The 15,624-nt window shown below is 73.6% G+C and carries 13 protein-coding genes; 7 read left to right on the top strand and 6 right to left on the bottom strand.

Annotated features, from left to right (window positions below):
- The first annotated feature begins 25 nt into the window (after positions 1-25).
- On the top strand, positions 26-2,686 hold the full coding sequence (locus ACLJN9_RS15755) for an AAA family ATPase (RefSeq protein WP_410812083.1): 2,661 nt from the start codon (positions 26-28) through the stop codon (positions 2,684-2,686).
- 289 nt (positions 2,687-2,975) lie between these two features.
- Here the strand turns inward: ACLJN9_RS15755 and ACLJN9_RS15750 are convergent, their stop codons facing one another.
- Positions 2,976-3,722 (bottom strand): hypothetical protein, encoded by a 747-nt coding sequence (locus ACLJN9_RS15750; protein WP_410812082.1) that lies wholly within the window; start codon positions 3,720-3,722, stop codon positions 2,976-2,978.
- Here ACLJN9_RS15750 and ACLJN9_RS15745 point away from each other — a divergent pair.
- Together ACLJN9_RS15745 and ACLJN9_RS15740 are read left to right on the top strand one after the other, a co-directional pair.
- Positions 3,688-4,776, top strand: coding sequence for a hypothetical protein (locus ACLJN9_RS15745; RefSeq protein ID WP_410812081.1), 1,089 nt, complete (start codon positions 3,688-3,690; stop codon positions 4,774-4,776). The two genes, ACLJN9_RS15750 and ACLJN9_RS15745, sit on opposite strands and share 35 nt — an antisense overlap.
- 159 nt (positions 4,777-4,935) lie before the next feature.
- Positions 4,936-5,154 carry a hypothetical protein gene (locus tag ACLJN9_RS15740; protein WP_252419515.1) on the top strand — a complete coding sequence of 73 codons (219 nt, stop codon included), beginning with the start codon at positions 4,936-4,938 and terminating at the stop codon, positions 5,152-5,154.
- 120 nt (positions 5,155-5,274) lie between these two features.
- Here the strand turns inward: ACLJN9_RS15740 and ACLJN9_RS15735 are convergent, their stop codons facing one another.
- From ACLJN9_RS15735 to ACLJN9_RS15725, 3 genes are all read right to left on the bottom strand, one after another.
- A complete protein-coding gene (locus ACLJN9_RS15735) occupies positions 5,275-6,336 on the bottom strand; it encodes a Gfo/Idh/MocA family oxidoreductase (protein WP_410812080.1) in 1,062 nt (353 codons plus the stop codon).
- 143 nt (positions 6,337-6,479) lie between these two features.
- Positions 6,480-7,145, bottom strand: a complete 666-nt coding sequence (locus ACLJN9_RS15730; protein ID WP_410812079.1) for a response regulator transcription factor — start codon at positions 7,143-7,145, stop codon at positions 6,480-6,482.
- Positions 7,133-8,425 (bottom strand): histidine kinase, encoded by a 1,293-nt coding sequence (locus ACLJN9_RS15725; RefSeq protein WP_410812078.1) that lies wholly within the window; start codon positions 8,423-8,425, stop codon positions 7,133-7,135. The genes ACLJN9_RS15730 and ACLJN9_RS15725 overlap by 13 nt, the downstream gene beginning before the upstream one ends.
- A gap of 242 nt (positions 8,426-8,667) precedes the next feature.
- Between ACLJN9_RS15725 and ACLJN9_RS15720 the strand changes: the two genes are divergently transcribed.
- From ACLJN9_RS15720 to ACLJN9_RS15705, 4 genes are all read left to right on the top strand, one after another.
- Entirely contained in the window at positions 8,668-10,296 is a 1,629-nt protein-coding gene (locus ACLJN9_RS15720) for an MFS transporter (protein WP_410812077.1), read from the top strand.
- A 74-nt stretch (positions 10,297-10,370) separates the two neighbouring features.
- Positions 10,371-11,144: a TetR/AcrR family transcriptional regulator gene (locus ACLJN9_RS15715; protein WP_410812076.1), complete on the top strand. Its 774-nt coding sequence runs from the start codon at positions 10,371-10,373 to the stop codon at positions 11,142-11,144.
- Between the two features lie 111 nt (positions 11,145-11,255).
- Positions 11,256-12,458, top strand: coding sequence for a low temperature requirement protein A (locus ACLJN9_RS15710; protein ID WP_410812075.1), 1,203 nt, complete (start codon positions 11,256-11,258; stop codon positions 12,456-12,458).
- Positions 12,459-12,532: 74 nt separating this feature from the next.
- Positions 12,533-14,710: a hypothetical protein gene (locus ACLJN9_RS15705; RefSeq protein ID WP_410812074.1), complete on the top strand. Its 2,178-nt coding sequence runs from the start codon at positions 12,533-12,535 to the stop codon at positions 14,708-14,710.
- Between the two features lie 23 nt (positions 14,711-14,733).
- Here the strand turns inward: ACLJN9_RS15705 and ACLJN9_RS15700 are convergent, their stop codons facing one another.
- Both ACLJN9_RS15700 and ACLJN9_RS15695 read right to left on the bottom strand, forming a co-directional pair.
- On the bottom strand, positions 14,734-15,129 hold the full coding sequence (locus ACLJN9_RS15700) for a hypothetical protein (RefSeq protein ID WP_410812073.1): 396 nt from the start codon (positions 15,127-15,129) through the stop codon (positions 14,734-14,736).
- Entirely contained in the window at positions 15,126-15,575 is a 450-nt protein-coding gene (locus ACLJN9_RS15695) for a hypothetical protein (RefSeq protein WP_410812072.1), read from the bottom strand. Before ACLJN9_RS15695 ends, ACLJN9_RS15700 begins: the two co-directional genes overlap by 4 nt.
- Between the last annotated feature and the right edge of the window lie 49 nt (positions 15,576-15,624).

Genomic DNA, 15,624 nt, shown 5'->3' with positions numbered 1-15,624 from the left:
CCCCGGAGGCGAGGTGAGGGTCGGCATGCCGGGACGTGGCGAATGGACACTCGTCGGCCGCGACGACGAGCTGAAGACCATCGGGGACGTGGTGTCGTCGCAGCTGCCCGGGCTGGTCCTGGTCGGTGACGCCGGGGTGGGCAAGACGAGGCTGCTGCGGGAGGCCCTCGCCCGGGCCGCCGACGACGGGGTCCAGTGCCACTGGGTCTCCGCGACCGGCGCGGCGCGGTCGATCCCGTTCGGCGCGGTCTCCCACCTCATACCCGCGCCGATCCGGCCACGCGCGGACTCGGTGGGGCTGGTCGCCACCGTGGAACGCGACTTCGCCCGGCGCGGAGGCGGCCGACCCGTGGTGATCGGCATCGACGACGCACACCTGCTGGACGAGCCCTCGGCCGGGCTGCTGCACCAGCTTGCCGTGCACCGCCTGGCGGTGGCGGTGGCCACGGTCCGGGCCGGTGAACCACTCTCCGACGCCCTCACCTCGCTCTGGAGCGGGTCGGGTCGACGGCTGGAGGTGCACCCCCTGCCGGCCACCGCGGTGGACCACCTCCTCGACGAGGCGGCGCCGGGGCCGCTCGACGCGATCAGCCGCCGGCGGCTCCTGCACCTCGCCGACGGCAACCCGCTGCTGCTGCGGGAGTTGCTGGCCGACGCGCTGGACACCGGAGGGTTACGCGAGTCGGGAGGGATCTGGCGCTGGCGTGGCACGGCGTCGGGCAGCCCACGGCTGGCCGAGCTGGTCAGCGCCCGGCTGCGGGCGCTGGAACCGGCCGCCCGTCAGGTGCTGGAGGTGGTGGCCTGCGGCGAACCGCTCTCCCTGGCCGTGCTGGAACGGATCGCCGCCCCGGCTGCCACCGAGGCGGCCGAGCGCAGCGGCATGGCGGTCGCGGAGCGCTCCGGCGGCCGAACGGCGCTGCGGATGGCCCACCCGCTCTACGGCGAGGCGCTGCGTGCCAGCATGCCGGCCAGCCGGTCCCGCACCGTCTTCGGGCAGCTCGCCGACGTGCTGGCCAACATGCCGCTACGCCGTCGCGACGACGCGCTGGTCGCGGGCATCTGGCAGCTGCGCTCCGGCAGCGTCCGGCATCCCGGCATCGCGTTGGCCGCCGCCCGTCAGGCGATCGACCGGTTCGACATCGACCTGGCCGAGCGGTTGGCCCGGACCGCGTACGACGCGGGGCAGGGCTGGGAGGCGCAGTGGCTGCTCGCCCGGGTCCTGCAGTACCAGGCGCGCAGTCAGGAGGCGTTCGACATGCTCCCGCCGGCCCCGCCGCCGGGCAGCAAGCGCCTCGCCATCTGGGCGATCACCCGCGCCGGGCTGCTCTACTGGGGTCTGGACCGGATCGACGAGGCGCACGAGACGCTGCGGATGGTGCCGACCGACTCACCGGGCCACGACCTGGCCGAGGCCACCCGGTCCTGGGTGCTGTTCTACGACGGCCGGTGCCAGGCGGCGCTGGACGTCGGCCAGGCCGTGCTGGCCCGCGCCGACACCGGCGTGCGCGCGGCGAGCTGGGCGACCATGGGCGCCGCGTCGGCGGCCGGGATGCTCGGCCGCCTCGGCCTCGCCGAGGAGCTGGCGCGGCAGGGCCGCGCCGTGCTGGCCGCCGAGCCCGAACCGATGCCGTGGAACGAGGCCCAGGTCGGGCTCGGGCTCTGCTACGCCCGGTACGCGGCGGGTGAGTTGACCGGGGCCGCCGTGCTCGCCGACGGCGGCTACCGCGCCGCGGTGGCCAGCGACGCGAGGGGCATGGCCGCCGTGTGGGCCGGGTTCCGGGGGATCATCGCCAAGGCCCAGGGCCGGCTCGACGCCGCCGAGGCCGACCTGCGCGAGGCCATCGCGCTGGTGGAGGAGAACGACCAGTATCACCTGGTACGGACGTACTGGGCCGAGCTGGCGGGCGTCCGTGCCCTCCTCGGTGACCTGCCCGGCGCCCGCCACTGGCTGGCTGCCGCCGACGCCCGGGAGCGGACCGCCAACCGGATCTTCCACCCGTGGGTGGAACTGAACCGGGCCTGGGTGGAGGTGGCCGAGGGCGACCTCACCGCGGCGACCCGCACCGCCCGGCACGCGGCCGACCTGGCCAGTGGCAGCGAACAACCCACGATCGAGGCGGTGGCGCTCTACGAGTGCGCGCGGCTGGGTGCGCCGGAGTCGGTGCGGGACCGGCTGACCGGCCTCGCCGACCGGCTGGGCGGGTTGGCGTCGACGCTCGCCAGCGCCGCCGACGGGCTCATCCACGATGACGGGCCGGCTCTGGAGACCTCCGCGGACGATCTCGTCTCCCGCGGCCACACCCTGCTCGCCGCCGAGGCGCTCGGGGCCGCCGCCCGCGCGTACGCCCGTCGTGGCCGGCCGCGGCTGGCGGTGGCGCAGCGGGCCGCGACGCTGGCCCGGGGCTGCGCGGCCGTCCGGACACCGTTGCTCACCTCGACCGCCCCCGGCACCGAACAGGCGTCGCTGACCCGGCGGGAGCAGGACGTGGCGAAGCTCGCCGTGACCCTGCCGAGCCGCAGCATCGCCGACCGGTTGGGGCTCTCGGTCAACACCGTCAACAACAACCTGGCCCGGGTCTTCGCGAAGCTGGGCGTGCGCAACCGTCGTGAGCTGGCCGTGGTGCTCGGGCACGAGCGGCTGGCGGTGCCGGACGGGTCACCGGACGCGATCCATCCTCCACAGTAGGTAAGGACGACTGATCTACCGGGCTCCCGTACTCGTGCCTACCGTGCGGTAACACCTACCGGTGCACTCAGTCCCTGGAGGACGGCATGAGCCAATCGAATCCGAACGGGCCACCAGGATCGCGACCCATCAGGTCGCCGCACGTCCACAACGCTCTCTTCGCCGCCGGGGTGGCGGTGGTGGTGGCCGTGGCCGGCGCCGTGATCGCCCCGACCGCCGGCGGTGCCCCAGCCGCCCCGGCCGCCGCGAGACCCGAGGCGGTGTCGTACCAGTCGCCGCCGTGCACCCGTCAGTTGGAGGGCACGACCTGGCTGTTGGATCCGTGTGTCAAGCCCGGCGGGAAGCTTCCCGCAGAGGTCGAGGCGCGGCTCGCGAAGATCCGCAGCCAGAAGGCGACAGCCGACGAGGACTGTCCGGACCCGACCGGTTCATCGTCGGCCTCGACCTCCGGGTCGCCGACCCGGGCCACCCGGCCGCCGGTGACGCTCGAGCCGGTCGCCGGGCGGGCACCGGCCGGCACCGCCACCGCCCCGCAGCCGACCGGCACCGGACCCACCTCGACGGCCTCGCCCACCGACTCGCCCTGTCCGTCGGGAAGCGCGTCGCCGTCGGGCAGCACCTCGCCGTCCGGCAGCGCGTCGCCGTCGGACAGTGCTTCGCCGTCGGACAGTGCTTCTCCGTCGGACAGTGCTTCTCCGTCGGACAGCGCGTCGCCGTCGGACAGCGCGTCGCCGTCGGACAGCGCGTCGCCGTCGGACAGCGCTTCTCCGTCGGACAGCGCGTCGCCGTCGGACAGCGCCTCTCCGTCGGAGAGCGCGTCTCCGTCGGGCAGCGGATCGCCGTCGGGTAGTTCGTCGCCGTCCGACAGTGCCTCGCCGAGCGGCTCGGCGTCGCCCAGCGGCAGCGGCTCGGCGGAGCCGACCGAATCGCCGGACCCGACCGACGGGCCGACCGGGGGACCGCCTCCGCCGCCACCCCCGCCGCCCACCGGCTGCCCGACGGTGAACGGCAACCCCACGCTGGTGGACGCGAACAAGGACCGGATCCGCTGCCGGGAGGTGCAGACGGTCGAGGATGACACCGTGCTCACCGTCACCGGCGACTCGGTCAGTTCGTCGCACCACCAGTTCGGTTTCGGCGTGGGCCCCGGCTGCCCGATGACCTCGTTCGACGACCGTGGCATGCCCGGCAACAACGGTGTCTACAGCTACGCCCGGCGCTACTTCGACATGAACGGCAGCATCGTCGACTACGACAACTACGCGCGCACCGGATACGGCACGGGCGACATCATCACCGGTCGCGCCGGCCCCGACGCGTGCGGCAACGCGTGGGCGCGGGTGGCCAGTCCACTGGGCCTGGCCACCGCCCGCATCGCCAAGGCCAAGTCCGACGGGCACAACGCCTACCACGCCACCACGGGCGGGGTGAACAACACCAACTGGACCACCGTCCTGACCCGACTGACCATGTGTCGCGCCCTCGAGTTCGCGGCGGAGACACTGAACCCGTACGGCGTGTTCCGTTTCGAGTGGGCGGCCGTGGGTGGCAAGGGCGGCATCGTCACCAACGGCGGCGGTTGCAACTTCTGGCTCGACCTGCCGGTCGGCGAGGACTACTACATCAACGTCGGGGTGCCGCGCTACGACGGCCCGGCCCAGTACGCCGGCATCACCGCGGACGCCACGGCGATCGTCAACTCGCTGCTGGCCGCCGGGGCGGACAAGGTGGTGTGGATGCTCTACTACGACATCACCCCGGCCAACGTCGACATCGGCCAGTACGCCTGGGCAAAGCTCAGGTCCTGGCTGCCGACCGGGACGCACTCCTACCTGCCGGCGGCGCCGGTGTCGACACTGCAACCGCTGATCGACCCGCTCTGGGTGGGCACCGTCCGGGGTGTGATCAGCGACGTGAACTGGGCCGTGCAACTCGGTGTCCCGTTCGACCCGGCCGTCCGGGTGGCGTTCCCACCGCCGTTCACCCCCGGCGACATCCAGGTCACCGCGGAGGGCGGCTCGCCGCACCCCAGCCCCTCCGGGCAGGACAAGTTGGCCAACACACTGGCCGGTGTGCTCAACGGTATCTGATCCGCGGAGCTGATCCGCCGCTCAGGATGGGGAGGACCTGCCGGGACGGTTCCTCCCCATCGGCGGCCGGACTGAAATGTGACTGAATTGCGGGTATTGAGGTGGTAACAGCCCACCTGCGACGTACCCCTTGGCCGGAATTTGCTATACGGTCGGCGAATGATGGTGGAGGAACACTGGTGGAACGGAGACACGACCCCGCGCGGGCGTCGGGACGTGTACATCCGCACCGACGGGCAGGGTTGGGAGGTCCGCGCCCAGATCGGTGGGGCGTCGGGTCGTGAGCGGGTGCAGCAGTGCCCGAGCCGGGCCTCGGCGGCCATCCTGGCCGACGCCTGGCGCGGCACCCACCCTTCCTGGCGCGAACTGAAGCGCTGATCCGGCACCGGGCCGGGCCGGCGACGCCCCGGGCACCAGCCCGGCGCGCTCATCGGCCGGCCCGGCGCTCGGTCCCGTCCCCAACACTCCAGCCAGCCGGCTGACGTCGACGCCGTGCGGTCAGACGGCTGGGACCGTCAGCACCGCCCTCTCGACCGCCGACCGGTGCGCCAGCTCGATCAGCTCGACGGTGGCGACCGAGTCGCGCGGATCCACCGGCATCGGCGTGCCGTCCCGCAGCGCCGCAGCCACCTGGCCGTAGAAGCTCTGGTAGGAGCCCGCCTCGGTGGGCACCGGCCGTAGGTCGCCGTCGACGCCGAGCAGGCCGTACCGCTCCGGCGGGACCTCGCCCCAGCCCGGCTGGCCCGGACGGCCGCCGTCGTGCAGCGCCGCCTCCTGCACGTCCAGCCCGTACGTCGTGTAGCCGGCCCGATCGCCCAGCACCCGCAGCCGCGGACCGAGCTGAGCGGTCACCGCGCCCATCCACAGGTGTGAGTGCACCCCGCTGGCGTGGGTCAACGCCACGAACGCGTCGTCGTCGACCGCGGCACCCGCGCGACGACGGTCCACCTCCGCGTAGACGCGGTCGACCCGGCCGAAGAGCTGCACGGCCTGATCGACGAGGTGGGCGCCAAGGTCGAAGAGGGCGCCGCCGGCCTCCTCGGGACCGGCGAGTTCCCGCCAGCCCGGCTTGATCGTCGGACGGAAACGCTCGAACCGGGACTCGAAGCGAAGCACCCGCCCCAACTCGCCCTGCTCCACGAGCCGGCGGGCGGTCAGGAAGTCACCGTCCCAGCGGCGGTTCTGGAACACCGTCAGCGGCACACCCCGACGGTCGGCGTCCTCCACCAGTGCCCGGCTCTCGGCGGCGGTCGGGGCCAACGGCTTGTCGACGACGACCGGCAGGCCGGCGGCCACCGCTGCCCGGGCCATCGGCACGTGCTGCCGGTTCGGCGTCGCCACCACGACCAGGTCCAGCGCGTCGGGCCTACGCCACAGGTCGTCGGCGTCGTCGACCAGGCGGGCGTCCGGATAATGGTGTCGGGCCTGCCCGCGTCGCTGCGGATCCCGGGTCACGATGGCGTCGAGCCGCAACCCGGGGGTCGCGGCGACCAGCGGTGCGTGGAACACCCGGCCCGCCAGCCCGTAACCCAGCAGACCGACCCGCAGCGCCTCCGCCATGCCGTACTCCCGTCTTCCGGTCCGCGTCCCGGTGACGGCGGCCCCGCTGAGCGAATCTACGCCCAGGCCGGTCAGGCCGGACCCGTGCCCGGCCTGGCAACGACGGCCCGGACCAGTCGCCCTCGGCGGCGCCAGCGCGCTGGTCAGCTGGCCGGATCGGCGCGCAGATAGGTGAGCACCGCGAGCACCCGGCGGTTGGTGTCGTCGCTGGGCGGCAGGTCGAGCTTCAGCAGGATGTTGCCGACGTGCTTGCCGACCGCCGCCTCGGTGACGTACAGCCGGGCGGCGATCGACGCGTTGGACCGGCCCTCGGCCAGCAGCGCCAGCACCTCACGTTCCCGGACGGAGAGGGCGGCCAGCGGGTCGCGCGGACGGTGCAGCAGCTGCCGGACCACCTCCGGATCGATGGCGGTGCCACCGGCGACGACCCGACGCAGCGTGTCGACGAAGTCGGTGACCTCCGCCACCCGGTCCTTGAGTAGGTAGCCCACCCGCTGGCCGTCGCCGCTGTCCAGCAACGCCGCGGCGTACCCGGTCTGCACGTACTGGCTGAGCACGACGACCGGCAGCTCAGGCCGCTCGGCGCGTAGCGCGACGGCTGCGCGCAGCCCGTCGTCGCGCCGGCCGGGTGGCATCCGGATGTCGGTCAGCACCAGGTCCGGGCGGTGGGCGCGGGCCGCGTCCAGCAACTCCGGCGCGGAGCCGACGGCGGCGCACACCGCGAAGTCGAAGCGGGTCAGCAGCGCGACCAGACCCTCGCGCAGCAGCACCTCGTCCTCGGCCAGCACCACCCGGGTCACCGGCGCCACGGCAGCTCCACCCGCACACGGGTGGGCCCGCCCGCCGGGCTGGCCAGCAGCAGCCGACCGTCCGCGGCGGCGACCCGGTCGGCGAGACCGGTCAGGCCGGTACCCCGGGCCGGATCGGCGCCGCCACGACCGTCGTCGGAGACCTCGACGACGAGGTTCGGGCCGGCCCTGACGAGGCGGACCTCGGCGCGGCTCGCCCCGGCGTGCCGTGCCACGTTGCCCAGCGCCTCGGACACCGCGAAGTAGGCGGTGGTCTCGACGATCTCCGGCAACTCGCCGTCCAGGTCGGCGCGCAGGGTGACGGCGATGGTGGACGCGTCGGCCAGCTCCCGTACCGCACCGGCCAGACCGAGATCGGTGAGGCTCTGCGGCCGGATGCCGTGCACCAGCTGCCGGAGCATCACCATCAGAGCCCGGGCCTCGTCGTGGGCGACGGAGAGCGGCCGGGCCGCCGGGGAGTCCTCGGGCACGTCCAGCCGGGCCAGACCCAGCTGGAGGGTGAGGCTGGTCAGCCGGGGTTGCGCGCCGTCGTGCAGGTCGCGCTCGATGCGACGACGTTCGGCCTCGTACGCGCCGACCAGCCGGGTCCGCGACCGGGCGACCTCCCGCAGCGCCGCCGCGTCGACCGGCCGGGTCAGCGCCCACCGGGCCACGGCGGCCTGGGCGGCGGCGAGCAGCCCGGCCACGTACCAGAGCACCGGGAGGAGCAGGACCCCCACGATCGCGTACGGGACGGCCTCGCCGCCGGTGTCCACGGTGCCCCAGAGCACGATGACCTCGTCGGCGTCGCCGGCGAGCCAGGGGCTGGCGACCAGCCCGAGGTCGAGGAGCACCAGCAACAGGAAGACCCAGTACGCGACCGGTACGAACCCGCCCAGCCAGAACACGTACGCCACCTCCCGCCAGCCGGCGGTGCTGCGGTAGCGGGCGGCCAGGCCCTGCCACGGTGACGGCGGCAACGGTCGACCGTCCACGAGGCCGAGCCGCCACCGCTCGACGGCGGCCACCGGGAAGCTCGCGATCGGCGCCAGCGCCAGCAGGGTGAGGCTGCCGACGGCAAGGAACAGCAGGAGCCCGACCTCCGGCGGCCGACCGCGCAGCCAGATGCCGTTGAGGGCCGCCAGCAGCGGCGCGACGATGACGAGCAGGCCGACGGCGACCACGCCGGCGATCGGTATGGTGCTGACCAGGTAGAGCAGCGCACGCCAGGGCCAGGCGGAGATCAGCCAGCCGCGGCGGCGCAGCGCGTCGGCCAGGTGACGAGGGTGTTCCGGGGTCATGGCGCATGACGCTAATCGCCGGCGCCGTCGTCGACCCAGCCGTCCAGAACCACTTCTGAGGTATGCCCAGCCCTACCTCTCGGCCGGACACCGGCGCGGGAACGGGTGTGTCACGGCCGGAATGGGGAAGAACGGGCCGTCGCGCGGCACCGCGCGACCTGCGCTGGTGGCGGCTGGAGTGACATGGGTGCCAAGACGTTCGTGCTGGTCGGTGGCCGGCGCGTGCGGTGCACGGACGGGCGGTGGTGACAGCGGCGGCCGAGCGTCCGGTCTCGACGTGGGCGCCGCTGCGGACGGCGGCCTACCGCAACCTGTGGCTGGCCCTGCTCGCCGCCAACGTCGGCACCTGGATGCAGACGGTCGGTGCGCAGTGGCTGCTGATCCACCACTCCAACGCCTCCACCCTGGTGGCCCTGGTCCAGACCGCCAGCCTGCTGCCGGTGCTGCTGCTGGCACTTCCCGCCGGTGTGCTGGCCGACAACGTCGACCGCCGGCACCTGCTGATCGCGGTGCAGCTGTTCCTGGTGGCCGTCGCGGTGGCGTTGACCCTGCTCACCGTCACGAACCGGATGCCGCCGGCGCTGCTGCTCACCCTCACCTTCGCCTTCGGGGTCGGGCAGGCGCTCACCCTTCCGGCCTGGGCGGCGGTGATCCCGGAGCTGGTGCCACCGGACCAGCTGCGGTCGGCGTCCGCGCTCGGCTCGATCAGCGTGAACGTGGCGCGGGCGGTCGGGCCGGCGCTGGCCGGCGTCCTGATCGCGCGGACCGGCGTCGCCCCGGTCTTCGCGCTCAACGCCATCGCGTTCCTGATCTTCACGTACGCCCTGGTGCGCTGGCGGCCGGGCAACGCCCGAGCGGTCGAGGTGCCCGAGCGTTTCACGGCCGCGCTTCGCGCCGGTAGCCGCTACGTGCGGCACTCCCCGACGGTGCGTCGGCTGCTTCGCCGTGCGCTGGTCTTCGTGGTTCCGGCCAGCGCGCTCTGGGCGCTGCTGCCGCTGGTGGCCGACCGGATGCTCGGCCTGGGCTCCGGCGGGTACGGGCTGCTGCTGGCCGCCCTCGGGGTGGGGGCCGTCGCTGGTGGGCTGCTGCTGGCCGTGATCCGGACCCGTCTGCCGGCCAACCAGCTGCTGGTCATCGCCGGGGTGCTGTTCATCATCTCGCTGTGCGTGGTCGCGACCGTGCGGGTGGTGCCACTGGTGCTCGTCGCCCTGCTTCCGGCCGGAATGGCCTGGGTGACGGTGCTCGCCAATGTCAACGCCGAGATGCAGCTCTTCCTGCCGAGCTGGGTACGGGCCCGCGGTCTGGCCGTCTACCAGGTGTGCTTCGCCGGCGGGCAGGCGGCCGGCGCGCTCATCTGGGGGCTGGTGGCCGAGATGGCCGGGCTGGTGCTCGCCTATCTCGCGGCGGCGGCGCTGATGCTGGTCGGCACGCTGACGAGCCTGATCTGGCCGTTACCGGATCTGCGGATAGCGGTGAACCGTGACCCGGCGGCCTACTGGCCGCAACTGCACCTGGCGCGCGAGCCGGATCCCTGGGTGGGGCCGGTGCTGGTGATGGTGCAGTACACGGTTGCGCCGGAGCGGGCACAGCCGTTCCTGGCGGCGATGGACCTGGTGCGTGGTGCGCGCCAGCGGACCGGCGCGATGCGGTGGGGGCTGTTCCGGCCGGCCGAGACCACCGACCGGTTCGTGGAGGTGTACCTGGTGCCGTCCTGGGACGAACACCTGCGCCAGCACGGCGGCCGACTGACCGACGAGGACCGCCGGGCCGAGGATCGGGCCCGGGAGCTGACCGACGGCGTACCGGTGGTGCGTCACCTGGTGCCGGCCGCCGCCGGCCCGACGCTGCGCGACGATCACGAGGCGGTGTGATCCGACGCCGTTGCCGGCGAGCGCTCAGGCGGTCGAGTACGACCTCCGGCGCGTGCGGCTAGCATGACGGCACTATGGCGAGCGAGCGCAAGGCCACCGCGGACCCGGCCCGCAGCCTGGCCATCCTCTGGCGTACCCGGGAGCCGACCAGCCGCAGCGCCGGGCCGGGGCTCAGCGTCGACCGGATCGTCCGCGCCGGCATCGGCATCGCCGACGCCGAGGGCCTCGACGCGCTGACCATGCGCCGGGTCGCTGAGGGGCTCGGCGTCGGCACCATGTCGGTCTACACCTACGTGCCGGGCAAGGCCGAACTCGTCGCCGTCATGATCGACTCGGTCTACGGCGAGATGACCCGCGCCGCCGTCGCCGGGGACTGGCGGGCCCGGCTGGAGCGCGTCGCCCGGGACAATCTTGCCCTCTACCAGCGCCATTCCTGGATGCTGCGGGCCGAGACGACCCGGCCGGTGCTCGGCCCCCACCTGCTGGCGAAGTACGACCACGAGCTCACCGCGGTCGCCGACATCGGGCTCACCGACGTGGAGATGGACGCGGTGCTCACCCTCGTCCTCGGGCACGTGAAGAGCGCCGCGCGCGCGGCGTCCGAGGTGGTCGACCTGGAGCGGGAGACCGGCATGACCGACGGTCAGTGGTGGCAGTCGCACGCACCCTGGCTGGAGACGTTCATGACGGCCGGCAGCTACCCGACCGCCGCGCGGGTCGGCACCGCCGCGGGTCAGCAGCACGGCGCCGCGTACGGGCCGGAGTACGCCTTCGAGTTCGGCCTGCAACGCGTCCTCGACGGCATCTCGGTGGTGGTCGCCGAACGGGCGGCCGCCGGGCGGCCCTAGCCCGACCCGATCCACCCGCCCGGCGTCGTCCGATCAGCCAAGCCCGCCCGGGGCGTCCAACCGGGTGGTACGACTGGGACGGCGGTGGCATCGGAGGTCGGAAGGATGGCGATGGCTGGCGGGTTTTCCAGTCGGCTGCTGCAGCGCAGGGAGAACCCTCGAAGGCCGTCGTTCCTGGAACTGTTCTTCGATCTGGCCATCATCTTCGCGCTGAACCGGCTGTCCAGGGCTCTGCTCGACGACCTCAGTCTCAACGGCGGCTTCCGGGTGCTCCTGCTACTGGCGGCGATCTGGTGGGTGTGGTTCGTGACCGCCTGGTCGGCCGACTGGTTCGACCCGCGTGCCCCGCTGATCGTCGTCCTGCTGCTCGGGGTGATGTTCGGCGGCCTGATGATGGCCGCCGCCGTGCCGACCGCGTTCGGCGGACAGGCCCTGGTGTTCGCCGTCGCCTACGTGGCCATCCACCTGGGTCGGGGGGCCCTGCTGATCCCCGCCCTGCGGGGGCACCCGGTGCAGCGACGCAGCGTGCGGGTGGCGCTCTGGTTCGCCGTCTCCGGGGTGCTCTGGGTGCTCGGGGCGGCCGTCGCCCCGGCCCGGGAGGTGCTCTGGGCGCTCGCCCTGGTCATGGAGTACGCCCTGGCCGGGCTCGGCTGGCCCACGCCCCGGCTGGGCCGTAGCTCGTGGCCGGACCTCCAGGTGAATGGCGAGCACCTCGCCGAGCGCTACCAGCAGATCTTCATCATCGCGCTGGGCGAGCTGATCCTGATGTCCGGCATCACCTACGGCAACGCCGGCTTCCACCCGGACAGCACCTCGGCGTTCGCCGTGGCGTTCGTGGCTGCGGCGGCCCTCGCCCGGATCTACCTGAGGCCCACCGGCGGCCGGCTGGGCGCTGCCATCGAGGCCGCAGGGCCGCCCGGCAGTCGTCTGGCGCTGCTCGCCGGCTATCTGCACCTCGTCATGATCGCCGGGGTTCTGGCCACCTCGATCGGCATCGAGCTGATGATCGCCAACCCGCGGTCGGACGACGCGGCTCCCCGGGCCCTCCTGGTCACCGGCCCGGCGCTGTTCCTGCTCGGCCAGCTCCTGCTCTCGGCGGTGGTCGACGGGAGCCTCTCCAGGCCCCGACTGATCGGGCTGCCGATATTCGTCGTGGGTGGCTTCGCGAGCGCCGAACTGCCGCTGCTCGGCACCGCCACGCTCATCACCGGCCTGCTCCTGCTGATGATCGTGACCGAGACGCGGCTCGACCGGAGGCACCGCCGCCGAGTTGCCGACGCGGGCACAGCCGCCGACCGGCGGCGGCATGGGTAGCCACCCGGGGCAGACGGCTCCGGCACCTCGTCGACCACGGACCGCTGGTCGTGCGGCGCGGGAACGGCGACGTGATGTCTGAGGGGTCACGGCGCCGCGACGGGCCGGGGCGGCACGACATCGTGGAGTTGCGCGTGCACGGTATCTCCGGGGCACGCCCGGAGCGGATCCTCTACCGGGCGCACGTCCGGCAGGTGGCCGGCGACCCCAGCGGCGGCTTCCACCGCCCGGTGCCCGAGCGCCTCGGCGACGCCGACCCGGACGGAGTGACGGTGGAGGCGTACCGGTGGGGTGACCTGCCCTCGGGCACCGCCGGCCGGACGCTCTCGTTGGTCTTCCTGCTGCCGTTCATGCTCAGCAACGTCGCGGTCTGGATGCGGCCGGCGGGCCGGCGGATCGGCGCCGGGGTCACCGTGCTGTGCCGGCTCCTCGCGCTCAACCTCACCGCGCTGTACGTGCTGTCGACCGCCGGTGTCGCGCTCGACCTGCTCGCCTGGCGGTGTCTCGGTGCCGCCCGGTGCGCGGCTCCCTCCACCGGATCGGCCGAGCTCGACGGCCGGCAGACGGGGCAGCGACTGGCCGTGCTGGCTCTGCTGCCGGTGGCCGCCGTCGTCCTCGTCCGCCTGCTCGGCACCCGCCGACCCCGTCCGCCCCGCCACCCGCTGTGGGCGGTCGAGCCGTTGGTGGGACGGCTGCGCGCGATCCACGTGGCCGTGGCGCTGGCCGTGCTGGACCTGACGCTGCTCACGGCCCGCTCCAGCGGCGGTCCGACGGTCTGGACGACCGTTCTGCTGGCGCTCAGCGGTGCGGTGCTGGTGGTCGGCGTCGGCCTGCTCGCCGTTCCCGGGCTGCTGGACGGCGCGGCGACCGCGGGGGCGGCCGTCCGCACCGCCGCAACGCTACGAACGGTGGCGTACGCCGCGAGTGTGGCGACTCTCGCCGTCGTCGCCCTGGACGGGCGGGACTGGCCGTCGTCGGACGCGCTGCCGGGCTACGACCGGATCGTCAACTGGGCAGCGTTCGGTCAGATGGCACTGCTGGTGGTGCTGAGCGGATCGGTGCTGTGGCACCACGTTCGGGGGGACCGCCGCGCCCCGCTGCCGCATGGACTCGGTGCGGCGGTCATCGCGGCGATCGCGGTCGGCCTGTCCGGCGCGTTCTTCGCTGATCTGGTCTATCAGAGCGGGCAACTGCTCGACGGTTACCAGGGTGACGGCGAGCCGCCGCTGCCGTACCAGTGGACGATCCTGGCCTTCTTCCTCCACGTGAGCGCGGCCGTGGTGCTGGGCGGCGCGATGACGCTCACGTCGCGGCGACCACGGTGGCGTGCCGCGAGGACGATCACCGCCCGGGACTTCCCGGCACCCCCGCCGGGTGCTGCGCAGGATCTACGAATGGGAACGAGGGCCATCGCCCGGGCGCGGTTCACCGAGTGGTGGGGAACGCTCGCCGTCGCATACGCGGTGCTGGCGACGATCGGCCTGGCCACGAGCGTTCTCGGGCTGTTCGGGCTCGAACCGGACGGGCTGGCGTGGCGTCTCTTCGGGCTGCCCGCCGGGTCCGTCGGTGTCGGCCTCGCCGTGGGCAGCTACCTCACCGCCGGCGTGGTGTTCGCCCTACTGTTGGGCGGGATTCTCGCCTACCGGACGGCGTGGTTCCGTCGGCACGTCGGGATCCTGTGGGACCTGGGCACCTTCTGGCCCCGGGCGGCCCACCCGTTCGCGCCGCCCAGCTACGCCGACCGTGCGGTGCCGGAGTTGGTCGACCGGATCACCGAGCTCGCCGGGCGACACGCCGGGGTGCTGCTCTGCGGGCACAGCCACGGCTCGGCGCTGCTGGCCCTCGCGGTGCTGCGGCTGCCCTCGGAGGTGCGCGCACGGGTCGCGCTGCTCACGTACGGGTCCCCGCTGGGCCGGCTGTACGCCCGGTTGTTTCCGGCGTACCTGAATGACGAGGTGCTCCGCGAGGTGGGGGAGCGGATCGGGTGGCGGTGGCTGAACCTGTGGCGGGACACCGATCCGGTCGGCGGCTGGATCTTCGCCGCGCGCCGGCCCGGCGATCCGCCGCCGGACACCACCGACCCCGCCGGGCGGGTCGATCGGCGGCTGCGGGACCCGAGTGACCTGGCGCCGGCGGCGGGGGAGCGTCGGCCGTCACCACTGCGGGGGCACCAGCCGGGCGAGTCCGATCCGGAGTTCCGGGCGGCGGTGCGCGAGCTCGCCGGGCGTCTACGTGATCCGGGTCGTAGCTGAAACCGGCCGTCCGGACGCGCTCGTCACCGGTCCTCCGGTAGGCGTTCGGACTCCGCGACCACCGTTCGTACCTTGCGCAGGGTGGCGTCCGGCGCGCGGATCGCGGCCCGCCACCGGTCCAGCGTCCGGGTCAGCACCCGGACCACGAACTGGAGCTGGTTGACCTGCTCGCGCAGCACCCCCAGCTCGGACCGGGCGCTCAACGCCTGGTCCTCCAGCTCGGTGATCCGGGTCTGCAGCGGTTGCACCAGGGTGAGGGCGGCCTCGGTGAGGGTGTCGGCGGCGTCCGCCTTGAACTTGCCCCGCTGCACCACGACGGTGGCGATGGCCGCCAGGCCGGTGGAGCCGCCGAGGATGCCGAACACGCTGAGCGCCATCTGCAGCCACGCGGGTGCGTTGGGTGCCGGTGCAGAGATCACGACGCACCGCCGTTGACGGACGCGCCGCCCACGCACTGGGTTGCCCGGGCCAGCCGGCGCAGGTCGACGGCGATCTGGGCGGCCCGCCACAGGGACCCGATCGAGAGTGCGGCGATGAACGACGCCGCCGCGACGGCCTGCCGGCCCGCCGCGACCAGCAGCGCCGTCGTGTACATGCCGCTGATGGTGCCCAGCACCAGCACCGACGCGAGTTCGATGCCGAGCCCGGTGGCGAGCCGGCCGGGCCACAGGATGCCCAACAGGCCGCCCACACCGACCAGGATCAGGCTGCTCTCCCAGCCGATCTGGATCGGCACCGGCATGGACATCTGCACCGAGGTGGGTCGGACGTCGAGCAGCAGCAGGAGGACACCGCAGACGGGGGCCATCGACAGGGCGGCGATCTCGAACGGCTGGTGCCGGGACCGGATGCGCAGGATTCCCACGGCAACTCCTTGGTCGGGGACCTTCGTTCACCCGCCGGTGGCTGGTGGG

The sequence above is a fragment of the Micromonospora sp. 067-2 genome (genome assembly GCF_046549295.1).
Lineage (GTDB): Bacteria > Actinomycetota > Actinomycetes > Mycobacteriales > Micromonosporaceae > Micromonospora.
Note: the sequence above shows the minus strand (reverse complement) of the source record. Positions and strands in the feature narration are given on the sequence as shown.